Genomic DNA, 21,977 nt, shown 5'->3' with positions numbered 1-21,977 from the left:
CGCCAGGCCCGCCCCCGCCGGACCGACCAGCTGCGCCGGGCCGTCTCATCGGGGTACCGCCAAGAGATCCGTGTGGTGCACCACCACGCGGCGGCCGTTGTCCAGCTTGCGCCGCAGGTAGTCGGGCGCTTCGGCGGCCAGCCCCGGTTCCTGCTCCACCGCCGCCTCCACCCACCCGCGCAGCCACTCCCCCGCCAACGCGGCCTGCTCCGGCCCGAGCCGCCACGGGCTCGCGCTCGTCGCCACCTCCGCGCCCCGCCGTTCGAACGCCTCCGCCGTGACCGCGACCGCGTCCGGCCCCAGCAGCCGACGCCCGTCCACCACCCGTCGCTGGTGCGCGTTGAACGCCGCTGCGAAGGCCTCGTCCAGCGACTCGGCCGGCTCGAACTCCACCCGACCCGCCACCGACAGCGTGAGCAGCGCCGGACACCCCGCGTCCGCGCACGCGCCGGCCAGGGCGTCCACCTCGTCTGCGGTCAGCAGGTCCAGCAGCGCCGACGCGGTGACCAGCGACGTCCCGGCGAAGTCCGCACCGGTCAGCCCGGTGAGGTCGCCCTCGTGCGTCTCGATCGTCACCCCGCTCACGGTCGCCGCCGCGATGCTGAGCAGCCGGGGGTCGCGGTCGTGCAGCACCCAGTGCTGCGGACCGCCCAACCGGCCGGCGAGCCATCGTCCCAACGATCCCGTTCCACACCCGAGATCACGCACCACGAGGGGGTCCCGGTTCAGATCGATCTTCAAAAGCCGGTCGACCAGGTCCACCGCGCGGGCCTCCGCGTCGGCCTTCTCCCGCAGTGACAGCCATTCCGGTGCGAAGGTGCTCATGGCCGCAGACTAGCCAGCACCTCCGCCAGCCGAGCGGCCGTTTCGTCCCATGTGGACAACTCGCGCCGACGTGCCGCCGCACGCCCGCGCAGGTCACGCCGCCACTCGTCATCGGTCAGCCACCGCCGCAGAGCTTCGGAGAACGCCGGCACGTCACCCGCGGGCAGCAGCACGCCGCCGGCGCCGAGCGCGTCCGGCACGGAGCTGGCCACCACCGGCACGCCCCGCGCCAACGCCTCGGTCACCACCATCCCGTACGTCTCGGCCAACGACGCCAGCACGACCAGGTCCGCCGTCGCGTACGCGTGGTCGAGCGCCGGGCCGCTGAGAGGACCGCGCAGCTCTACCCGCGAACCCAGCCCGTGCCGGTCGACCAGGTCGCGGACCGGCGACCGCTCCGGTCCGACGAACGCGCAGCTCCACGGCAGGTCGGCCACCGAAGCCAGCGCGCGCAGCAACACGTCGTGCCCCTTGCGCGGCGTGAGCGAAGCGACGCAGAGCAACCGGGACACGCCGTCCGTGCCGGCGGCCGACGGCGCGGGGTCCGTGCCGGGCACGACGACGTGGACCCGGGCCAACCCGTGGTGCGAGGTGAGCCGCCGGGCGGCCGACGGGCTGGTGGCCACGACGGCGCGCGCGGCCCGGAGGACCTCCCGTTCGGCGGTGTCGAGCCGGGCGGCCAGGGTCGGCGACAGGCCCGTCTCGTCGGCCAACGGCAGGTGCACCAGGACCACCAGCCGCAGCCGCTCGGCGTGCGGCACGACGACCTCCGGCACACCGCACGCCACCAGCCCGTCGAGCACGACGACCGAACCGTCCTCGATCCCGCCCAACGCCTGGCTCAACGCCGAGCGGGCGGCAGTCCCGGGCCGAGGCCACGAGCCGGGTATCCCGATCTCGCGCACCGAGGGGAGACCTCGGATCACCCGCCGGTCGTAGACGTTGCCGCCGCTCGGTGACGCCGGGTCGTCCACGCCACCGGGCAGGACGAAGTGGACCGTCACAGCGGGCGTTCGTAGCTCGCCCACGCGACGTGCGACTCGTGCAGCGAGACCTCGATGCCGGACAGCCCTCGAGCGCCCTCCCCGAGCGAACCGGCGCGCACGGCCTCCGCCAGCTCGTCGGCGATGTGCTTGGCCAGGAACTCGGTCGACGTGTTGACCCCGGCGAACTCCGGCACGTCGTCCAGGTTGCGGTAGTTGAGCTCGCCGAGAACGGCGCGCAGCCGTTCCGTGGCGAGTCCGATGTCGACGACGATGTTGTCGGCGTCGAGCTCCGCCCGCTTGAACCTCGCGTCCACCACGAACGTCGCACCGTGCAGGCGCTGGGCCGGGCCGAAGACCTCGCCGCGGAAGCTGTGGGCGATCATCACGTGATCGCGGACGGTGATGCTGAACAGGGTGACCTCCGCCGAGTGAGCGAGCTACGGTGCAACTACCGGCCGAGCGTAGTGACCTCCTCGCCGGTGTCGGGTTCGGGTGACGAGGGAGCCGGATGCGCGAAGAAGCCTTCAACGACGAGGACCTGGCGGAGTCGGACCTGGTGACGCGACGCGGCACGTTCCGCGCGGTGGCGTTCCGGGCCGACGGGCACGAGCACATGGCACTCGTCTACGGCAGGGCGGCGCTGCGCGAGAACGTGCTGGTGCGCGTGCACTCCGAGTGCATGACCGGCGACCTCTTCGGCGCGATGCGCTGCGAGTGCGGCGACCAGCTCGACGCGGCGCTGGACCGGATCGTGGCCGAGGGCAGCGGCATCCTGATCTACCTGCGCGGTCACGAGGGGCGCGGCATCGGCCTGGTGGCGAAGGTGCGCACGCACGTGCTGCAGGACGAGCAGGGCCTCGACACGCTCGACTCCGCGACCACGCTCGGGCTCCCGGTCGACGTCCGGGACTACTCACCGGCCGCGCGCGTGCTGAAGCACCTGCGCGTCACGTCCGTGCGGTTGATGTCGAACAACCCGGGCAAGATCGAGGCGTTGGAGGCCAACGGCATCGAGGTCGCGGCCCGCGTGCCGCACCTGATGCGGCCCAACCCGCACAACATCGGCTACCTGACCGCGAAGCGCGACCGGCTGGGCCACGACCTGCCGCAGGTGGACCGGCCGGCGGGCTACGAATATCCCACGGCCCGGTGAGCCGGGCCTCCTGAACTGTGCCCCGTGCGTCATTTGCCCGCCGTTCCGCAAAACGAAGAACGGTGCCACGACGCGCATTTCCGGTGAGCCGCGGCTCGCTCGGCGCACACATTCCGCGATTCAGGAAGAGAAAAGAACCCATGAGCCAAATCCTCGGGCTGGTCTTCTCGGCCGCCGGGTTGGCCAGGGCGAACAAGGGACGCGCCACCAACAAGGGCCTGTCCGTCAGCGGCATCGTGGTGCCGGTGCTCGGCCTGGCGGTCTGCACCACGTGGGTGTTCGTGTTCAACTCCGCGGTCAGCGAGATCCAGGAGGAGGTCGACTACGAGGTCACCGGTGACGCCGCGAACGTGGAAATCCTCTACGGCGAGGTGCTCGACCCGAAGACCGAGACCGCCCCGACCCTGCCGTGGACCAAGCAGGCCGAGAACCAGGGCGTCTACAAGGGCGGCACGCTCACGGCCACGGTCGACGAGAACGGCGGCACGGTGAGCTGCAAGATCACCGTCGACGGCGAGGTCGTGTCGACGAACACCGCGACCGGGCCGTTCGCCACGGCTTCGCGCGTGGGCACCTGATCGTGGTGATGCGCGCGTCGTGAGGTGACGCGACGCGATCGAGGGCCCGGTGGGAGTTCCCCGCCGGGCCCTCGACCACGTCGGGTCGGGTTTGTTCCGTTCGGACTTGGTCGGCTCGGTCAGCGGATCGCCTCCCGGTCCTCTCGGTCGGCCCGCTCCACCCCGTACACCCGCACGAGTTCGGGCAGCCGGTTGAAGAGATACGACTTGGGCGGGTCGCCGTCCCATATCGCGTCGACGAGGTGGTTGACGAAAACCGGTTTGCCCGCGTGCATCAGCAGAACAGCGAGAAGGGTCCGCAGACGTCGGCCACGAATCTGCACGTGCGCACCACCCGATCCGGACACGGTGAGCGGCCCGAGCACTCCGAACGCCACCGAGCCACTGCAGGAGAAGAGCCGTCACAGAGTAACCGCACCAATAATTATTTCACCTCACCGCGAGTTCACCTCGCGGATCGGCGCGGATCTTCGCGGCGGCTGGTGTCGGAATCACGGGAGTTTTCCCCCGCAAGATCTGTCGAAAGGCAGACGCGGAGGTCGGTGGACGGCGAGCACGCTGGGCGCATGGCGAAGACGATCAAGGGTGTGGTGGGTGCTGTCTGCTCGCTCGCCACGGTTACGGCGGTCGCGGCGCTGGGCGTCGTGCCGGGTGTGGCGCAGGCTGCCGGTGCGGTGCGGTGGGTGGACTGCGGTGACGGGTTGCAGTGCGGTGAGGTGAGCGTGCCCGCGGACTGGGACGAGCCGCGCGGCGAGCGGGTGCGGTTGGGCGTCGCGCGGCTGCCCGCGCGGGACCAGGCGGCCAAGAAGGGCGTGCTGCTGGTCAACCTGGGTGGGCCGGCGCAGCAGATCTCGGTGCTGCGCATCGCGAAGAGCGCGTTCGACGACCTGACCCGGTGGTTCGACGTCGTGGTGTCCGACCCGCGCGGGTTCGAGGCGAGCGCCGGGATCACGTGCCCGTACCCGGCGCCGCTGCCGGAGAACCTGGAGTGGGCGTCGCCGGACCAGGCCACGTACGAGCGGTACCGGGCGGCGAACCACCGGTTCGGCGTCGACTGCGGGCAGGTGGCCGCCGGACCGCTGGCCGGGAACCTCGACTCGCGGCAGGTCGCGCACGACATGGACGCGATCCGGGTCGCGTTGGGCCTGCCGAGGTTGAACTACTACGGCAACTCGTACGGCACGGTGTTCGGCCAGGCGTACGCGCGGCACTTCCCGGAGCGGATCGGGCGGATGTACCTGGACAGCGTGCTGGACCACACGACCCGGTCGTGGACCGACTGGCTCCTGCCGCGGGCGCGGACGGTGGAGCGCAACATGGTCCGGTTCGCGGAGTGGTGCGGAGGGGAGGCCGGGTGCGCGCTGCACGGGCGTGACGTGCTAAGGGTGTGGGACGAGGTGCTGGCACGGGCGGCGCGTGAGCCGATCCCGGCCGGGGACGCGAGGGTGAACGCCTCCCGGATCGTGTCGCGGACCAACCCGGGGTTCGAGGAGGAGTGGCCGGAGCTGGCGAGGGCCATCGCGGAGGCGCACGCGGGCGACGCGACGCGGTTCGCCGAGCAGCCGGTCGGTGGGCGTGATCCCGATCTGTCGAGGATCATGTTCTGCGCCGACTTCCCGTATCCGTCCGACTACCGGGTGTTGAAGTCGTGGGAGGCGGAGCTGCGCCAGGTCACGCCCCACATCGGGTGGGTGGCGACGTGGCCGATGGCGTACCACTGCGCCGGGTTGCCGGACACGGGGACGTATCCGCCGGAGAGGTTGCGGGGGTCGGGGGCGCGGCCCGTGCTGGTTGCCGGCGGCGAGTACGACAGCACGACGCCGCCTCGGGACGCGCGGAGGGTGGCGGCGCAGTTGGGGAACGCCCGGTACCTGCCGGTGAAGGGCGGGCACGCGCTGTACCTGAGCGGGCATCCGTGCGTTCGGGAGCACGTGCACAGGTACTTGGTCACCGGTGGGTTGCCGGCTCCTGGTGCGGCCTGCGGCGCTGCGTAGACGATGACGGGCGTGAGCTACGCGCGGGAAGGCCTGCTCGTCGTCGGCGTCGCGGCGGTGTTGGTGCTGCTGACGTTGTGGGAGGGGCAGGGAGGTCCGCCGCAGGAACCGGCGGCGCTGGTCGGGTCCAGCCTCTGCGTCACGTTGCCGTTGTTGTTGCGGCGCGTGCTGCCGTTGACGTCGGCGGTGCTGTCGGCGGTGGTCGGGTTGGGTGGCCTCGGGTTCCTGCCCACGTGGCCCGGGATGTTGGTCACGATGGGCGCGTTCTGCGCGGCCGTCTACCACCGGGAGCGCGGACCGGGGGTGGTGCTGGCGGTGTGCGGGTGCTGGGTGCTGGTCAGCGCGGTGATCGCGGGCAGTCCGGTGCGGGTCTTCACGGTCACGGACCTCGTGGTGATGGGGGTGGCGCCGGTGGCGACCGGGTACGCGTTGCGGCTGCACCGGGAACGGGCGGACCAGACGTTGCGGGTGCAGCGGGCTGAGACCGACCGGGCGTTGGCGGAGAGCGATCGGGCGTTGGCGGAGGCTGATCGGGTGCTGGCGGAGGAGCGGGCCCGGTTGGCTCGGGACGTGCACGACAGCGTCGGCCATCACCTGACGGCGATCCGGATGCAGGCGACGGCGGTGCGGCGGGTGTTGGCAGGCTCGCCGCCGGTCGCGGATCGGGCGTTGGGGACGATCGCCGAGTTGTCGGCGTCGGCGTTGGACGAGGTGAGGGGGTTGTTGGGCACGTTGCGGGATGCGGGGTCGGGGGTGGGGGTCGGTGAGGTGGAGAAGTTGGTCGGGCGGCTTTCGGGGCCTGATCGGCGGATCACGGTGAGGAGGTCGGGGGTGGCCGCGCCGGTGCCGCCGGAGGTTGAGCGCACGGCGTACCGGGTGGTGCAGGAGGCGTTGACCAACGTGGTCCGGCACTCGACTGCGGGTCAGGTCGACGTGCGCTTGCACTGGGAGCAGGGGTGGTTGGTGGTGACCGTGGTCGATGACGGGGTGGGTGAGGTCGGGCCCTGCCTGGAAGGGCAGGGGATTCGGGGGATGCGGGAACGCGTGCGGTCGGTCGGCGGAACGCTCGCGGTCGGGCCCGGTGAGGCGGGGTGGTCGGTGCGGGCCGAGTTGCCGACGGGGAGGGCGGTCTAGTGGTCATTCGGGTGCTCGTGGCGGACGACCAGCAGGCGGTGCGGGAAGCCTTGCGGATGGTCCTGGACGGTGAACCGGACATCGAGGTGATCGGTGAGGCGGCCGGCGGGGCTGAAGCGGTCCACTTGGCGTTGACCCGTCGGCCGGACGTGGTGGTGATGGATCTGCGGATGCCGCGCGGTGACGGGATCGCGGCGATCGCCCGGTTGGGAGCGGCGGGGGCCGGGCTGTCACCTGCGCCGAAGGTGCTGGCGTTGACGACGTTCGACCTGGATGAGTACCTGTTCGGCGCGCTGGCGGCGGGCGCCGGTGGGTTCCTGCTGAAGGACAGCGATCCGGCGATGCTCTTGGACGCGGTGCGCGGGCTGCACGAAGGGCGTGGGTTGATCGACCCGAAGGTGACGGGGCGGTTGATCGCCCGGTTCGCGCAGCTGTCGCCCCGGGCGGCGCCCCGGGAGGTGGACACGCTCACGCCGCGGGAGCAGGACGTGCTGGCTCAGGTGGTGCGGGGGTTGAGCAACGCCGAGATCGCGGTGGCGTTGACGATCGAGGAGGGGACGGTGAAGACGCACGTGGCACGGATCCTCACGAAGCTGGGGGTTCGGACGCGGGTGCACGCGGTGATCTACGCGTACGAGCACGGGTTGGCTCGGTGAAGCGGGCGGGCATGGGCCGGCGGGGTGACACCAAGCCCTGCTGTCGGTAGGCCGAAGTGGCAGTGGGCGGGTGTGGGGTAGGGGTAGCCATACCGTGGAGATCCGAGGTCGCACGGTGGGGTTCGGGGTGTGGCGGCGGCAGAGTTTGCGGCATGGTTCTGGTGCGGGATGTTGTGTCGTTGACCGATGTGACGAAGGTGTACCCGGGGCGGGTTCGGGCGCTTGACGGGGTTTCCGTCGGGTTTGGCCGGGGGTCGTTCACGGCGGTCATGGGACCGTCCGGGTCCGGGAAGTCGACGCTGCTGCACTGCGCGGCCGGCTTGGACCTGCCGGACGGCGGGCGGGTGGTGTTGGCGGGGCAGGACGTCGGCGCGCTGCGTGAGCCCAGGTTGACGGCTGTCCGTCGGCGGCACGTCGGGTTCGTGTTCCAGTCGTTCAACCTGGTGGACGCGTTGTCGGTGTGGGACAACGTGTTGCTGCCGCAGAGGTTCGCGGGGAAGCGGCCGGACAAGGCTTGGGCCCGCGAGGTGTTGGAGAGGGTCGGGCTCGGTGGACGCGAGAGGTCCCGGCCCGGGGAGTTGTCCGGTGGGCAGCAGCAGCGGGTGGCGTTGGCGCGGGCGTTGGCGGGGCGGCCCGAGGTGATCTTCGGTGATGAGCCGACCGGTGCGTTGGACCTGGCCACCGGGCGTGAGGTGCTGGGGTTGTTGCGGGGGTTCGTCGACTCTTCCGCGGCGACGGTGGTGATGGTGACGCACGACCCGGCTGCGGCGGCGTGGGCGGATCGGGTGGTGTTCTTGGCGGACGGCAGGGTCGCGGGTGAGTTGGTCGCGCCGACGGCGGAGCAGGTTGCGGCTCGGATGACGGAGCTGACCCGATGATGCTGAAGCTGGCGGCGACGAGCGTGCGGCGGCGGGTGGGGGCGTTCGTCGGGACGTTCCTGACGGCGTTCCTGGCCGTCGCGCTGATCTCGGGCAGTGGGCTGTTGCTGTACTCGGTGTTGACGGCCGGGCCCGGTGGGGATCGGTTCGCCGGGGTGGACGTGGTGGTGGCGGCGGACCGGTCGGTCGAGCTCACCACCGAGGTGGACAAGGGCGACGAGGTCAAGGTGAAGACCAAGACCGAGCGGCTGACGGGTGCGGGGGTGTTGTCCGGGGAGTTGGTGAGGTCGGTTGCCGCTACGCCTGGTGTTGGGGAGGTGGTGGCGGACGTGGCGTTTCCGGTGGCGTTGGACGTCGGAGGCGTTGCGGTGCGGGCGCCGGAGCGGGCGGCGGTGGTGGCGCACGGGTGGGTTTCGGCGCCGTTGACGCCGTACGTGTTGCGGGAGGGGGTTGAGCCTGCGGACGGTGAGGTGGTGGTGGGGTCGGAGTTGGGGTTGGTGGTGGGGCAGACCGTGCGACTGACGACGCGGACGGGTGCGCGTGAGGCGCGGGTGGCGGGTTTGGTGACCGGTGGTGTGCCGGGGCAGGCGGCGGTGTTCGTGGCTGACGGGCAGGTTGCCGACTGGTCCGGGTTGGGCGGGCCCACGGCGGTCGCGGTGCGGTTGGCGGCGGGGGCGGAGTTGGGCGGTGTCGTTTCCGCGTTGGAGGGGCTCGGGGTCGGGGTGTTCAGCGGGGCGGACAAGGTGGACGGTGACCTGCCGGGGGCGGTGCCCGATTACGTCGGGGCGATCTCGATCTTCGGGTTCGTGCTGGGCATCACGGGGTTCGCGGCGGTGTTCGTGCTGACCGGGACGGTGTCGTTGGCGGTGCGGCAGCGGTTGCGGGAGTTGGCGTTGCTGCGGACGGCTGGTGCGACGCCGCGTCAGTTGAGGCGTCTGCTGCGCATGGAGGTCGCGCTGGTCACCGTGGTGGCCACGGTGCCGGCGTTGCCGGTCGGTGTGGTGGTGGCGCGGGTGGTGGCCGGTCGGTTCCGCGAGTTGGGTGCGGTGCCGGCGCAGTTCGCGGTGGCGGTCGATGTGCTCGTGCTGATCGCGGCGGCGGTGGTCGGGTTGGTGGTGACGCTGGGGGCGACGTCGGTGGCGGCGCGCCGGGCGGTGCGGATCGCGCCGACGCAGGCGTTGCGCGAGGCGGTGACGGTCGGTGGTGGCAGTCGGGTGCCGAGGGTGGTGGCGGCGGTCGTGCCGGCGTCGGGTGCGGTGGCGGTGTTGGTTCTGGTGCCGCTGGGTGGTCCGTTGGGCATGGGTATGGGATTCGTGTCGTGTGCGCTGCTGTTGTGCGCGGTGGCCGCGTTGGGACCGGTGGTGGTCGGTGGGGTCACGGCGGTGGTGTCGCGGGCCGTCGGGTTGGCGGGTGTGGCCGGTCGGGTGGCCGGCGCGATGACGCGGGCCGAGGGTCGGCGGGTGGTGGGGGCGGCGATCCCGTTGACGCTGATGTTCGCGATCAACGCGACGATGCTGATCAACGGGGACGTCCTCGGTGTGGTGACGGCCGAGCAGGAGGCGGCGCGGACGGCGCCGGCGACCGTGCGGGTCGCGGCGACGAACGCGCCAGGGTTGCCGATGGCGACCGCGGAGCGGGTGGCGGCGTTGCCGTCGGTGACGGGGTCGGCGCTCACCGTCGGCACGAGGGTGGTGGTCGATCAGGAGGGCAAGCCGGAGGACTACCCGGCGCAAGGGTTGCGGTTGGCCGGTGAGTCCGCGTTGGACCTGGGGGTGGTCGAGGGTGAGTTGAGGCTTTCGGCTGATGCGGTGGCGGTCAGCGGGCCGTTGGCCGAGCAGCGGGGGTGGCGGGTCGGTGATCGGCCGTCGTTCTGGTTGGCGGACGGCACGCGGGTGGCGTTGGTGGTGGTGGCGGTGTTCTCGAACTGGCGTGGGTTCGGTGACCTGGTGCTGGACGCGGGGCTGGTGGCGGCGCACGATCCGCGTGGCTTGGTCGGCGCGGTCTACCTGCGTGGCGAGCCGGACCTGGGCGGGTTCCCGGTGGCGGTCGGTGCGGGTGGTGTCGAGGAGGTGCGGAACCAGCAGGCGGCGTGGGAGTTGATGGTGGCCGTGTCGTCGGGGTTCACGGCGATCGCGGTGGTCAACACGTTTGCCGTCGCCACCGGGGCGCGGCGGCGGGAGTTCGGCGAGTTGCGGTTGGCCGGCGCCACGTCGCGGCAGCTGCACCGGTTGCTCGACTGGGAGGCGTTGATCACGGTGGTGGTCGCGTTGGTGCTCGGCTGTGCGATCAGCGGGGTGGTGGTCGGCGCGTTCAGCGTGGCGCAGGACGGGCGGTGGCGGTTGTTCGCCGATCCCCTGCGGTACTTCGGGATGGTGGCGGGCGTCGGGGTGCTCGGTCTGGTGGCCGCTGCGGTGCCCGCACGTGTGGTGGTCCGGCTGCGCGCCCTGCCTCAGCTAGGTTGACCAGGTGTTTTCGCGAGCGGCCAGAGGACTGGCGCACCTGGCGGCCGGGCTGGTGATCGGGCCCGCGTCGTTCGTCTGGGCGGTGGTCACGACGCTGGCCGGCGGTCTGCTGTCGTTCACGTACCTGGGGCCGCCGGTGTTCCTGGTGGCGACGTGGGTGAGTCGGCGGATCGCGCGGCTGGAGCGGCGGCGGGCCGGGTGGGTGCTGGGGAGGGCGATCGGCGACCCGTACGGGCCCGTGACCGGCGGGAACCCGTGGACGCGCGGGCGTTCGCTGCTCCGCGAGCCGGGGACGTGGCGTGACCTGGCGTGGCTGCTGGCGGGGTTCCCGGTGGGGCTGGTGACCGGGGTGGCCGGCGTGGTCGCCGGGGTGGTCTGGCTGGGCACGGTGCTCGCGCCGCTGTGGCTGTGGGCCGTGCCGAACCCCCGCCTGTACCCGGTCGCGGATTGGCTGTTCAACACCGTCGGCGGGCGGTTCGTGCTGACCTCGGTGGCGCTGGTGGCGGCGTGGCCGGTGTGGTGGCTGGTCGCGGCGGTGTCACGGGTGCAGGCGTCCGCGGCGGCGCGGTTGCTGGAGGCGGGACCGCGGGCGCGGTTGCGGCAGCAGGTCAGCGCGTTGCGGGCGACGCGGCTGCGGGTGGTGGACGCGCAGGCCGCCGAGTTGCAGCGGATCGAACGGGACCTGCACGACGGCGCGCAGGCCCGGATCGTGGCGGCGGGCATGACGCTGGCGTTGGCGGATCGGAAGCTGCGTGCGTCGGGGTTGGCGGAGGACCCGGCGCGGGCGGACGTGGTGAGCGCGCGACGGCAGTTGGACGAGGCGCTCGCCGAGCTGCGGCGGCTCGTGCGCGGGATCTACCCGCCGATCCTGACCGACCGGGGGCTGGTGGCGGCGTTGACGGCGTTGGCCGGTGACGCGCCGTTGGCGGTCGTGGTGGACGCGTCGGAGTTGGGCGAGCTGCCGGCGGCGGTGGAGTCGGCGGCGTACTTCGTGGTCGCGGAGGCGTTGGCGAACGCGGTGAAGCACGCCGGCGCGGACGAGTGCGTGATCACGCTGCGGCGGTCGGACGGGGTGCTGTCGCTGGCCTTGCGGGACGACGGGCGGGGCGGGGCGGACCCGTCCGGCTCCGGTTTGGACGGGTTGCGGCGTCGGGTCGAGGCGTTGGACGGCACGATGGAGGTCACCAGTCCACCCGGTGGGCCCACCACCGTCCTCGCGGAGTTCCCATGCGCATCGTGATCGCCGAAGACCTGCTGCTGCTCCGCGACGGCCTGGTGCGGATGCTGACCGACACCGGGCACACCGTGGTCGCGGCCGTGGACAACGCGCCGGACCTGGAACGGGCCGTGCTCGAACACCGGCCGGACCTGTCCATTGTGGACGTCAGGTTGCCGCCGGGTTTCCGGGACGAAGGGCTGCGCGCCGCGTTGTCCGTGCGCAGGCAGGACCCGAAGGCGCCGATCCTGATCCTGTCGCAGTACGTCGAGCGCACGTACGCGACCGAACTGCTGGCCGACGGCAACGGCGCGATCGGCTACCTGCTCAAGGACCGCGTGACGGCGCTGGACGAGTTCCTGGACGCGCTGCACCGGGTGGCCGCCGGCGGCACCGCGATGGACCCGGAGGTGATCCGCCAGCTGTTCGCCCGCAACACCCGTGACGAGCGGATCACCGCCTTGACCGGACGTGAGCGGGAGGTCCTGGCGCTGGTGGCGCAGGGGCTGTCCAACTCGGCCATCTGCGCCGAGCTCGTGCTCGCGCCGCCGTCGGTGGAGAAGCACATCGGCAACATCCTGACCAAGCTGGACCTGCCGCCGGCGGACAACACCCACCGGCGCGTCCGGGCGGTGCTGGCGTACCTCAACCAGTGAGTGTCGTGCCAGGCCGGGTGTCACCCCCTAGGGTCGGCGGGTGCCTATCGCATTCGACACGACCGGCTTCCAGCAGCACGACCGGACCACTTGGGTGAACCCCGCGAACGGCGACCAGGTCAGCCTCACGTACTTCGACCTGGCGCCCGACCTGCCCGCGTCGTTGGACGACATGCCGAAGCTGCGGCACGACCTGGCCGTGACCACCGGCGACGTCGGCTGCCTGATCGAGGCGCACCACGTGCGGCTCGGTGACGTGCCCGCGTTGTTCCAGGTGGTGAAGGTGCCGCTGCCGAACCAGCCGTCGGGCCAGGTGTTCATCGGCTCGTTCACCGTGCCCAGGGCCGACAGCAGCGCCGTGCTCGAGCTCCAGGCGGCGGAGCGGGGGACGACCGGGGTGCGCGAGGCGGTGCTGGTGGCGCAGCTCGGGTTCGACGGCTGGGTGATGCCGCACCCGTACGCGCCCGAGGTGGAGGGGCGGTTGCCGTTCCACAAGGGCGACGACCCGCGTTACGACGCGCAGTTCGCCGACCACCCGTTGACGCGCGTGCGGGGGTGGGCGCACCACGTCATCCGCACCGCGCGCGTCGACCCGGGGTTCGCCGCGCTCGCGCCGTTCCAGCCCGGCGCTGCTCCCGTTCCGGCTCCTGGCCCGGAGGTCGGCTCGACGTTGACGATGGTCGTGCCCGGTCTGCCGATCGGCGGCTACCTGCCGTTGTGGATCGACGACGAGTGCACGTTCTGGCGGATGACGGAGCCGGATGCGGTGCTGGAGAAGCTGGCCCTCGGCGCGCTGGCGCGCACGCCGTTGACCGACCGGCGGTTCCGCGACCTGGTGGCGCTGGACGAGGCGTCGGGCACGATCACGCTGCTCGACCGGTACCGCTCCGAGGACGGTGGGATCGCCGGCGGCGTGGCGGGGCTGACCAGGGTGACCGGGCTCGAGGCGCACGAGGCGTTGACCACGGACACGCTGCTGGAGGCGTTCCGCTGGATCGGCCGGGTGAGCGGCGCGGCGGCGGAGCGGGGCGAGTACGTCACCGTGGAGCCGGGCAAGCACACGGCGGACCTGACCGAGCCGTACGTGCTGCTGGCCGTGCAGGAGCGCGAGGGCCGACCGGTCTCGATCGCCCAGACCGCGCCCACCCCGCCCGCGGGCACGCCGATGTGGCTCGGCCAGGCCTCTCTCAACGCGCCGGCGACGCGTGAGTCGGTCGAGTCGGGCGGCCTCCTGGCCATGTACGCGATGAACACGTGGGGCGAACACCCCCTCCACCTCTGCCTGACGTTCACCCCCCGCTAACCGGGAGTCCTACCCCCCAACCGCGCGTGTCCTACGTTCGGGACGCGCGTGTCCTGCGTTCGCGCACCCCGAGTTGAACACTCAGCACACGCCAGGCCGGCTCGACCGCGTGCCTCGGATGTTCCGAGCGTTGAACTCGGGTGTTCTGAACGCAGGACACGCGTGACGTGAACGTAGGACACGCGCGTTTGGGGGTGGTGGGGGTGGCGTGAGACCCTGGGGGGACACAGCCCGCATCCGGGCTGCTCGCCCACGGCTCACGTTTCCGGTTTCCCGAGTATCGACGGGGCCGACAGTGGACGCCGCCTCGCGCGCACGGCACGTCTTCACCGCTCTCGCCCCGCCTTACGGCATGACGTCCACACCACAGTGTGGCGTGCGTGGCCGTCCCGACTCACCCCCACGGAGCACGTCATCAGCATCTCCACACCGCTGCCGCCGGCAGTCGGCGCGCCTCGCGCGCTCACCGATGTCTACGGCCCCGGCGTCGCCGTCTGCGCACGTCCGGCCATGACCGCCGCGAACCGGCACCGCAGCACCGTCGACGCGCTCTCCGCCCGCCCGATCGCGGTCGCCGGCGACGCGCCGGTGATCTGCAGCGCGGGCGGCACGGACCCGGAGCTGCTGGCACGGCTGCGCGACGGCGGCCTGCCGGTCGGAGACGACCTGCGCGACTTCCGCGACGAAGCCGGGTTCGCCGCCCGCGTGACCGAGGCGATGGCCGACGGCCTGCCGATCTCGATGGAGTACCCGCACCCCACCGCGTGGTGCCCCGACGAACGCGTGGTCAAGACCGCCCACCTCGTCGGCTACCTGAACAACAAGGCCACCATCAGCACGTTCGTCGCACCGCGCTTCCACGCCCGCCGCAGCCTCGTCACGCGCGCGGGCCTCGGCGAAGCGGCGCCGGCGGAGAAGTCCTGGGTCCTCAAGGCCGCCACGAACGACGCGCACGGCGGCAGCCTCGACGTCTACCTGCACGAGGCGGGCGAACGGGTCGAGTTCCCGGCGTTCACCGACCTGCTCGGCGAGTTCGTGATCGAGGAGTACCTCTCCCTCGCGCGCAACTGGGGCATCCAGCTCTACGTCGGCCCGGACGCCGTCGCCCGCCTGCTCGCCGTCACCGAACAGCGCGTCGACGACACCGGCGTCTACGTCGGCGGCCGGTTCGGCCTGGTCAGGCAGCCTCCTGCCGACCTGCTCGCGGAGTGCCTGGCGATCACCCAACGCGCCGCCGACGTCGGCTACCGCGGCCTGTGCAGCCTGGACTGCGCCGAGACGCTCGACGGCCGGCTGGTCGTGCTCGACCTGAACTTCCGGATCACCAGCGGCTCGATCCCGCTGCTCGCCCTGCAGTCGGTCCGGCCCGACGCCCTCGACGGGTACGCCGAGTCGGTCAAGCTCACCGTCGCCGCACCGCTGACCGCGCTGCTCGCCCACGTCCGACCGGCGCTGAACGCGGGCGGCGTGCTCATCACCTCCGGCCACGACACCACCCGCACCGACAACCCGGTGGTGCTCAGCACCCTCCAACTGCTGGTCTTCGGCGACGACCCCGACGACGTCACGGCCCGCCGCAGCGCGCTGGAGTCGACCCGCTAGGACCACGGCACGCCTGCTCGCTCGCCGAGTCGCCGGACCGATCGGCCTCCGACGACGCGCCGTCCCGGACCGGACGTGGCCAGGTTGCCGGAGCGGTCGCGCCGGGTGGTCCGGGGCGCCAGTGACGCCGACAAGCTGGAGATGCTGCTCGCCCGGCGTGGGCGCTAGGTCGAGGCGCGGACGACCAGTTCGGTCGGCAGGATGGAGGCGGCCGGTGGTTCGCCCTGGATCTGTTCCAGCAGCAGCCGCACCATCTCGCGGGTGATGCGCTGGAACGGCTGCCGCACCGTCGTCAGCGCGGGGCGGGTGGAGGTGGCGATGCTGGAGTCGTCGAAACCGCCCACCGCGACGTCCTCCGGGACGCGGCGGCCGGAGTCGTGCAGCACGTTGAGCGCACCCGCCGCCATCAGGTCGGACGCGACGAACACCGCGTCCAGGTCCGGCGCGCGCGAGAGCAGCTCAGCCATCGCCGCCTCACCACCGGCACGGCTGTAGTCGCCGTGCGCGATCAGGTCCGGGCCGGCCCCCGCACCCAGCACGTCACGGTAGCCGGCGAGCCGCTCGACGCCGCCGGGGGTGTCCGGCGGGCCGGTGATGGTGGCGATCCGCCGCCGCCCGCGTGAGCGGAGGTGCTCCACCATCTGCCGCGCCCCCGAACGGTCGTCGGCCGCGGCGTAGGCCACCTGTCCCTCGTGCCCGATCGGCTTGCCGCAGGCCACGACGGGGATGCCCGAGTCGCGCAGCTCCTCCAGCAGCGGGTTGCCGGTGTGCGACGACACCAGCAGCACGCCGTCCACGTGACCCGCGGCGATGAACCGGCTGGTCCGCTTGCGCTCCACCTCGGTGCTGGCGGTCATCAACAACACCGGCACGTCGAGTTCGGCGAGCTCCTGCGTGCAGCCCTGGAGCAGGATGCTGAAGTTCGGGTCCTCGAACAGCCGCTGCTGCGGCTCGGTGAGCACGAAGGCCACCGAGTGCGCCCGTTGCGTGACGAGGCTGCGCGCGGCCGGGTTGGCGACGTACCCGGTGGTCCGCACGGCCTTCAGCACGGCCTCCAACGCGGCCGGGCTGACGTTGCGCCCGCCGTTGAGCGCGCGCGACACCGTGCCGCGCGACACGCCGGCGGCGGCGGCCACGTCGTGGATGGTCGGCCGGTTCCGCGGCGCCCTGTTCCCGCTCATGACTCCCTCATGCTTTCACCGCTCCGGAGAGCAAGTCGATACGCCAGTATCGCTGCAAGGTGAGGAACAGCGCGATCAGAGGCACCACCGACACCAGCGAACCGGTGACGACCAGGGTGTACAGCGCGGGCGTGGTGTTGCCCTGCTTGAGCATCGTGTAGAGCCCCAGCGTGACCGGGAACTTCCCGTCGTCGCCGAGCATGATGTAGGGCAGCATGAAGTTGTTCCAGATCGACACGAACTGGAACAGGAACACCGTGACCAGGCCCGGGACCATCATCGGCAACGCGATCGAGCCCAGGATCCTCACCTCGCCCGCACCGTCCGTGCGGGCCGCCTCCACCACGTCCTCGGGCACGGACGCGGCGGCGTAGATCCGGGCCAGGTAGATGCCGTACGGGCTGATCACGCTCGGCAGCAGCACCGACAGGTAGGTGTCGGTCAGGCCGATCTTCGACATCAGCAGGTACTGCGGGATGGCCAGCACCACGGCCGGCACCAGCACGCCCGCGATCAGCGCGTTGAAGATCAACGCCCGACCCCGGAACGCGTACTTGGCCAGCGCGTACCCCGTGACGCCGGACAACGCCGCGGACAGCAGCGCGCCCACGCCCGCGTACAGGGCGGAGTTCGCCATCCACTGCCAGAACACGCCGCCGCGGTAGGAGCCGAGCTCGCCCAGGTTCGCCACCAGGGACGACCCGACCGACAGGGTCGTCGTGGAGAACAGCTCGCCGGTGCTCTTGGTCGCGGCGATCAGCACCCACGCCACCGGGAACAGGCAGTAAGCCGCACCCACCAGCAGCACGAACGTCGGCAACCCGCCCAAGCGCGCCCTCACCGCTCACCCCCGAACGCCCGCGACCGCGTCACCCGCAGCAGCACGAACGAGATCACGAACATCGCCACGGCGATCAGCACCGACGTCGCGGCCGCGGAGTAGATGTCACCGCGGCCGAACGCGTCCTGGTAGACCTTCATCAACGGCGTCCAGGTGAGCGAGAGCGAGTTGGTCAGCGGCGCCAGCGTGGTCGGCTCGGCGAACACCTGCAGCGTCGCGATGATCGAGAACAACGACGTCAGCACCAGCGCGGGCGCGAGCAGCGGGATCTTGATCCGCACGGCGATCTGCCACGGCGTGCAGCCGTCGATGCGGGCCGCCTCGTACAGGTCGTGCGGGATCGAGCGCAACGCGGTGTAGAGGACGACCATGTTGTAGCCGACACCGCCCCACACCGCGATGTTGGCCACCGCGAAGTAGATCGCGGTCGGCGACAGCAGGTTCACCTCGGGCAGCGACAGCGCGCGCAGCATCTGGTTGAACGGGCTGGTGCCCGGCAGGTACAGGAACCCCCACAGCAGCGACGCGATCACGACGGGGACCGCGTAGGGCAGGAAGATCGCGATCCGGCTGAACCCGCGGGCCCGCACCCGGTCCTCGTCCAGCAGCAGCGCGAACACCAGGGCCAGCCCCAGCATCGTCGGCACCAGGAGGGCGCCGTAGCCGAGCACCCGCAGCGCGCCGGCACCGAGTTCGGCGTCGGTGAGCGCGCGCACGTAGTTGTCCAGGCCGACGAAGACCTCGGACCGGCTGCCCCTGCCCAGCCCCAGCCCCTTGACCTCGGTGCGGAACAGGCTCAGGTACACCGTGTAGGCGATCGGCAGCGCGAACACCAGCAGGAACAACACCACCGCGGGGGCGACGAAGGCGTACGGCGCCACTCTCGGCGCCGTACCACCCCGCCCGGACACGCGAGTCGTCGTCACGGGCGCACCCTCCTAGTTGCCGACGGTGAAGCCGTTGGCCTTCATGTCGTCCACGGTGGCGCTCTGCATCTTCGCCAACGACGGCACCAGGTCCGCGCCACCGCTGATCGCCTCGGCCATCGCGTTGCGGTACGTGGTGTAGGTGACGTTGACGTTCGGGCCCCAGGTGAAGCCGGACGACGTGGCGGCGATCTTCGCGGCCGTGGTGTAGAAGTCCGGCTGGTTCGGGAAGAACGCGGGCGGGTTGGTCAGGGCCTCCTGCGCCGAGGTGGCCGCCGGGTAGATGCCGCTCTGGGTCACCAGCGCCGCGACCGCGGCCGGGTCGGTGTTCAGCCACACCGCGAACTCGGTGGCCGCCTTCTGGTGCCTCGACCCCGCGGTCACCGCCGTGGTCGAGCCGCCCCAGTTGCCGGTGCGCGGCTTCGACGCGTCCCACTGCGGCATGGGGGCCATCGCCCACTTGCCCGCCGTACTCTCCGCGTTGCCCTTGAGCACGCCCGGCGCCCACACCGCGCTCAGCCAGCCGATCTGCACGCCGTCGTTGAGCGCCTTGTTCCACTCAGGCGTGTACATCGGGGACTTGTCGACCGCGCCCTCCGCGACCAGGCCGCTCCAGTACTGCGCGACCTTCTTGGTCGCGGCGTCGTCCACGGAGACCTTCCACGTGTCGCCGTCGACCGACCACCACGACGCGCCCGCCTGCTGCGCGAGGCCCGCGAACCAGCCCGGGTCGTTGGAGGAGAACGTGCCGAGGAACTTGTCGGGCGCCTCGGCCCGCAGGTCACGGGCGGTCTGCGCGTACTCGTCCCACGTCGTCGGCACCTCCAACCCGTACTGCTCGAACAGGTCGGCGCGGTAGTAGAACATCATCGGCCCGGAGTCCTGCGGCACGGCGTAGACACCGGCGCCGCCCAGCGTCACCTGGTCCCAGACGCCCGGCGCGAACTTGTCCTTGGCCACCGCCGCGCCCTCGGAGATGTCCGCCACCACGTCGTTGCTGACCAGGGTCGGCAGCGACTGGAACTCCACCTGCGCGAGGTCCGGCGGGTTGCCGCCCTTGGCGGCGGTGAGGAGCTTGGTCACCAACTCGTCGCCCTGGGCCTGCTTGCTCACCACCACCTTGGTGTCGGGGTGGCTCGCGTTCCACTTGTCGACGACCTTGTCGATGTCGGGCGCCCAAGCCCAGAAGGACAGTTCGACGGGGCCGTCGGCGGCCTCCTCGGCGCCACCGCCGCAGCCGGCGAGCAGGGTGAGGCCGAGGCCGAGTGCCAGGGCCTTCTTCGCGATGTCGAGTCGCATGAGGTCTCCGGGGGTTCCGCGTCGCTGACGCCGCTGCCAGCGAGAACCGCGCTGTGAACGTGCACAGTAGTTGTCTGGACGTCACGCCTGTCAACCACTTGACACCCTGTCTTATCTGCACCGTAATCTGCGATTAGACCGTGCACGTTCACAGCGACTGGAGTCTTCATGACGTTTGTGGTGCCTCGCCAGGCCGACGAGCGGGCCGCGCAGGACCCGTTCGCGCCGCGAATGCCGGTAGGCGTGGACGGGCTCGTCTACGGCGGGGACTACAACCCCGAGCAGTGGCCGGAGGAGGTGTGGGTCGAGGACGTCGCGCTGATGCGGCAGGCCGGGGTCAACCTGGTCAGCGTCGCGATCCACGCGTGGGCGGCGCTGGAGCCCCGGCCCGGCGAGTTCGACTTCGGCTGGCTGGACCGGCTGCTCGACCTGCTGCACGGCGCGGGCATCGCGGTCAACCTGGCCACGCCGACCGTCGTGCCGCCCGCGTGGCTCTACCGCGCGCACCCGGAGATCCGGCCGGTCACGAAGGACGGCACGGAGCTGGAACGCGGGTCGCGCGCGACGTTCTGCCCGAGCGCGCCCGCCTACCGCCAGGCCGCCGCGACCATCACCCGGCAGCTCGGCGACCGCTACGGCGCGCACCCGGCGGTGGCGCTGTGGCACGTGCACAACGAGTACGGCGCACCCGTCGGCGCGTGCTACTGCCCCGAGTCGGCGACCGCGTTCCGGCGCTGGCTGCGCGAACGGCACGGCGACCTCGACGCGCTCAACGCGGCCTGGGGCACCAGCTTCTGGGGCCAGCGCTACGGCGAGTGGGCCGAGGTCGAGCCGCCGCGCGTGTCCGGCACCACCGGCAACCCGGCGCACGAGCTGGACTTCGCCCGGTTCTGCTCGGACGAGCTGCTGGCCTGCTACACGGCCGAGCGCGACCTCCTGCGCGAGCGGTCGACCGTGCCCGTGACCACGAACTTCATGACCACCAACTGCAAGTCGATCGACTACTGGCGCTGGGGCCGCGAGGTCGACGTGGTGGCCAACGACCACTACCTGACCGCCGAGGCCGACCGCAACCACATCGACCTGGCCATGTCGGCGGACCTGACCCGCGCGGTGGCGGGCGGGCGACCGTGGATGCTCATGGAGCACTCCACCGGCGCGGTGAACTGGCAGCCGCGCAACATCGCCAAGCGGCCCGGCGAGATGCGCCGCAACAGCCTGGCCCACGTGGCGCGCGGCGCGGACGCGGTGATGTTCTTCCAGTGGCGCGCTTCCCGCTTCGGCGCGGAGAAGTTCCACTCCGCGATGCTGCCCCACGCCGGCACGCGCAGCGGGCTGTGGCAGGAGGTCGTGCGGTTGGGCGGCGACCTCGGCGCGCTGCACGAGGTGCGCGGCAGCCTGGTGCGCGCCGACGTCGCCGTGCTGTGGGACTGGGAGTCGTGGTGGGCGCTGGAGCTGGACTGGCGGCCGTCGGTCGACCTGTCCTACCGGGAACGGGTCGGCGCGTTCTACGAGCAGCTGTGGGACGCCCGGTTGACCGTGGACTTCGTCGCGCCGGAGGCCGACCTGGGCGGCTACCGGCTCGTGGTGGTGCCGTCGCTGTACCTGATGTCGACGGCGGCGGCGAAGGTGCTGCACGACTACGTGGCCGGCGGCGGCACGCTCGTCGTCTCGTACTTCTCCGGCATCGTCGACGCCAACGACACCGTGCACCCCGGCGCCCACCCCGGCGCGTTGCGCGACGTGCTCGGCCTGGAGGTCGAGGAGTTCCTCCCGCTGCGCTCCGGCGAGGAGGTCTCGCTGGACGGCGGGCTGCGCGGTGACGTGTGGGCCGAGCACGTCCGGCTGGCCGGCGCGGAGAGCGTGCGCTCCTACCTCGACGGCCCGGCGACGGGCGGTCCGGCGGTGACGCGGCACCACCTCGGCGAGGGCACCGCCTGGTACGTCTCGACCCGGCTGCGCGGCGCGGCGCTCGACGCGGTGCTGCGCGAGGTCTTCCCGGCCGCCGGCGTCGAGGCGCGCGACGACCTGCCGCGCGACGTGGAGGTGGTGCGCCGCCGCGGCTCCGACGCCGACTACCTGTTCGTGCTCAACCACACCGACGCCGAGGTGCGGCTGGCCGCGTCCGGCACCGAGCTGCTCACCGGACGGCGCTGCGAGTCCGAGCTGGTCGTCCCGGCGGGCGGCACGGCGGTGCTCAAGTCCTGAGCGGGGTTCGCCGGGGCCGTCCACGCGGGACGGCCCCGGGCACTCGCTACCCCCTCGTGCACGGTACTGCGCTTTCCGT

General features: G+C 71.8%; 20 protein-coding genes. 12 read left to right on the top strand and 8 right to left on the bottom strand.

Annotation, left to right across the window (positions count from 1 at the left end):
- Nucleotides 1-45 precede the first annotated feature (45 nt).
- From AB0H12_RS35745 to AB0H12_RS35735, 3 genes are read right to left on the bottom strand one after another with little or no spacing between them, the layout of a single operon-like run.
- Nucleotides 46-825: a class I SAM-dependent methyltransferase gene (locus tag AB0H12_RS35745; RefSeq protein ID WP_499628828.1), complete on the bottom strand. Its 780-nt coding sequence runs from the start codon at nt 823-825 to the stop codon at nt 46-48.
- Nucleotides 822-1,829 (bottom strand): glycosyltransferase, encoded by a 1,008-nt coding sequence (locus AB0H12_RS35740; RefSeq protein WP_499628827.1) that lies wholly within the window; start codon nt 1,827-1,829, stop codon nt 822-824. Before AB0H12_RS35740 ends, AB0H12_RS35745 begins: the two co-directional genes overlap by 4 nt.
- Complete coding sequence (locus AB0H12_RS35735; RefSeq protein WP_499628910.1) at nt 1,826-2,224, bottom strand: 6-pyruvoyl trahydropterin synthase family protein; 399 nt, start codon at nt 2,222-2,224, stop codon at nt 1,826-1,828. The genes AB0H12_RS35740 and AB0H12_RS35735 overlap by 4 nt, the downstream gene beginning before the upstream one ends.
- Nucleotides 2,225-2,319: 95 nt before the next feature.
- Between AB0H12_RS35735 and AB0H12_RS35730 the strand changes: the two genes are divergently transcribed.
- Together AB0H12_RS35730 and AB0H12_RS35725 are read left to right on the top strand one after the other, a co-directional pair.
- Entirely contained in the window at nt 2,320-2,964 is a 645-nt protein-coding gene (locus AB0H12_RS35730; RefSeq protein ID WP_499628826.1) for a GTP cyclohydrolase II, read from the top strand.
- Nucleotides 2,965-3,104: 140 nt separating this feature from the next.
- The gene (locus AB0H12_RS35725) at nt 3,105-3,542 is read left to right on the top strand and encodes an MmpS family transport accessory protein (RefSeq protein WP_499628825.1); all 438 of its coding nucleotides are present in this window, start codon (nt 3,105-3,107) and stop codon (nt 3,540-3,542) included.
- A gap of 119 nt (nt 3,543-3,661) precedes the next feature.
- Here AB0H12_RS35725 and AB0H12_RS35720 read toward each other — a convergent pair whose 3' ends face one another.
- A complete protein-coding gene (locus AB0H12_RS35720) occupies nt 3,662-3,817 on the bottom strand; it encodes a hypothetical protein (protein ID WP_499628824.1) in 156 nt (51 codons plus the stop codon).
- Nucleotides 3,818-4,108: 291 nt separating this feature from the next.
- On the opposite strand from AB0H12_RS35720, the gene AB0H12_RS35715 reads away from it, so the two are divergent.
- The 9 genes from AB0H12_RS35715 to AB0H12_RS35675 all read left to right on the top strand — a co-directional run bounded on the left by AB0H12_RS35715 (nt 4,109) and on the right by AB0H12_RS35675 (nt 15,443).
- On the top strand, nt 4,109-5,536 hold the full coding sequence (locus AB0H12_RS35715) for an alpha/beta hydrolase (protein ID WP_499628823.1): 1,428 nt from the start codon (nt 4,109-4,111) through the stop codon (nt 5,534-5,536).
- 12 nt (nt 5,537-5,548) lie between these two features.
- A complete protein-coding gene (locus AB0H12_RS35710; protein WP_499628822.1) occupies nt 5,549-6,670 on the top strand; it encodes a sensor histidine kinase in 1,122 nt (373 codons plus the stop codon).
- A complete protein-coding gene (locus tag AB0H12_RS35705; RefSeq protein WP_499628821.1) occupies nt 6,670-7,326 on the top strand; it encodes a response regulator transcription factor in 657 nt (218 codons plus the stop codon). Before AB0H12_RS35710 ends, AB0H12_RS35705 begins: the two co-directional genes overlap by 1 nt.
- 152 nt (nt 7,327-7,478) lie before the next feature.
- Nucleotides 7,479-8,204, top strand: coding sequence for an ABC transporter ATP-binding protein (locus AB0H12_RS35700; protein ID WP_499628820.1), 726 nt, complete (start codon nt 7,479-7,481; stop codon nt 8,202-8,204).
- Complete coding sequence (locus AB0H12_RS35695; protein WP_499628819.1) at nt 8,201-10,666, top strand: ABC transporter permease; 2,466 nt, start codon at nt 8,201-8,203, stop codon at nt 10,664-10,666. Before AB0H12_RS35700 ends, AB0H12_RS35695 begins: the two co-directional genes overlap by 4 nt.
- A 4-nt stretch (nt 10,667-10,670) precedes the next feature.
- Nucleotides 10,671-11,906 carry a sensor histidine kinase gene (locus tag AB0H12_RS35690; protein ID WP_499628818.1) on the top strand — a complete coding sequence of 412 codons (1,236 nt, stop codon included), beginning with the start codon at nt 10,671-10,673 and terminating at the stop codon, nt 11,904-11,906.
- The gene (locus AB0H12_RS35685) at nt 11,894-12,538 is read left to right on the top strand and encodes a response regulator transcription factor (protein WP_499628817.1); all 645 of its coding nucleotides are present in this window, start codon (nt 11,894-11,896) and stop codon (nt 12,536-12,538) included. The genes AB0H12_RS35690 and AB0H12_RS35685 overlap by 13 nt, the downstream gene beginning before the upstream one ends.
- 40 nt (nt 12,539-12,578) lie before the next feature.
- Nucleotides 12,579-13,841 (top strand): hypothetical protein, encoded by a 1,263-nt coding sequence (locus AB0H12_RS35680; protein WP_499628816.1) that lies wholly within the window; start codon nt 12,579-12,581, stop codon nt 13,839-13,841.
- A 369-nt stretch (nt 13,842-14,210) separates the two neighbouring features.
- Entirely contained in the window at nt 14,211-15,443 is a 1,233-nt protein-coding gene (locus AB0H12_RS35675; RefSeq protein ID WP_499628815.1) for a hypothetical protein, read from the top strand.
- Nucleotides 15,444-15,607: 164 nt separating this feature from the next.
- Here the strand turns inward: AB0H12_RS35675 and AB0H12_RS35670 are convergent, their stop codons facing one another.
- From AB0H12_RS35670 to AB0H12_RS35655, 4 genes are read right to left on the bottom strand one after another with little or no spacing between them, the layout of a single operon-like run.
- Nucleotides 15,608-16,624 carry a LacI family DNA-binding transcriptional regulator gene (locus AB0H12_RS35670; RefSeq protein ID WP_499628814.1) on the bottom strand — a complete coding sequence of 339 codons (1,017 nt, stop codon included), beginning with the start codon at nt 16,622-16,624 and terminating at the stop codon, nt 15,608-15,610.
- A 7-nt stretch (nt 16,625-16,631) separates the two neighbouring features.
- Nucleotides 16,632-17,465: a carbohydrate ABC transporter permease gene (locus AB0H12_RS35665; protein ID WP_499628813.1), complete on the bottom strand. Its 834-nt coding sequence runs from the start codon at nt 17,463-17,465 to the stop codon at nt 16,632-16,634.
- The gene (locus tag AB0H12_RS35660) at nt 17,462-18,391 is read right to left on the bottom strand and encodes a carbohydrate ABC transporter permease (protein ID WP_499628812.1); all 930 of its coding nucleotides are present in this window, start codon (nt 18,389-18,391) and stop codon (nt 17,462-17,464) included. Before AB0H12_RS35660 ends, AB0H12_RS35665 begins: the two co-directional genes overlap by 4 nt.
- A gap of 12 nt (nt 18,392-18,403) precedes the next feature.
- On the bottom strand, nt 18,404-19,690 hold the full coding sequence (locus AB0H12_RS35655) for an ABC transporter substrate-binding protein (RefSeq protein WP_499628811.1): 1,287 nt from the start codon (nt 19,688-19,690) through the stop codon (nt 18,404-18,406).
- Between the two features lie 168 nt (nt 19,691-19,858).
- Between AB0H12_RS35655 and AB0H12_RS35650 the strand changes: the two genes are divergently transcribed.
- Complete coding sequence (locus AB0H12_RS35650) at nt 19,859-21,898, top strand: beta-galactosidase (RefSeq protein ID WP_499628810.1); 2,040 nt, start codon at nt 19,859-19,861, stop codon at nt 21,896-21,898.
- The last annotated feature ends 79 nt before the right edge of the window (nt 21,899-21,977 follow it).

It is taken from the genome of Actinosynnema sp. NPDC023794 (assembly GCF_040639675.1).
GTDB classification, from domain to species: domain Bacteria; phylum Actinomycetota; class Actinomycetes; order Mycobacteriales; family Pseudonocardiaceae; genus Actinosynnema; species Actinosynnema luteola.
This window is presented reverse-complemented; position numbering and strand designations above follow the sequence as displayed.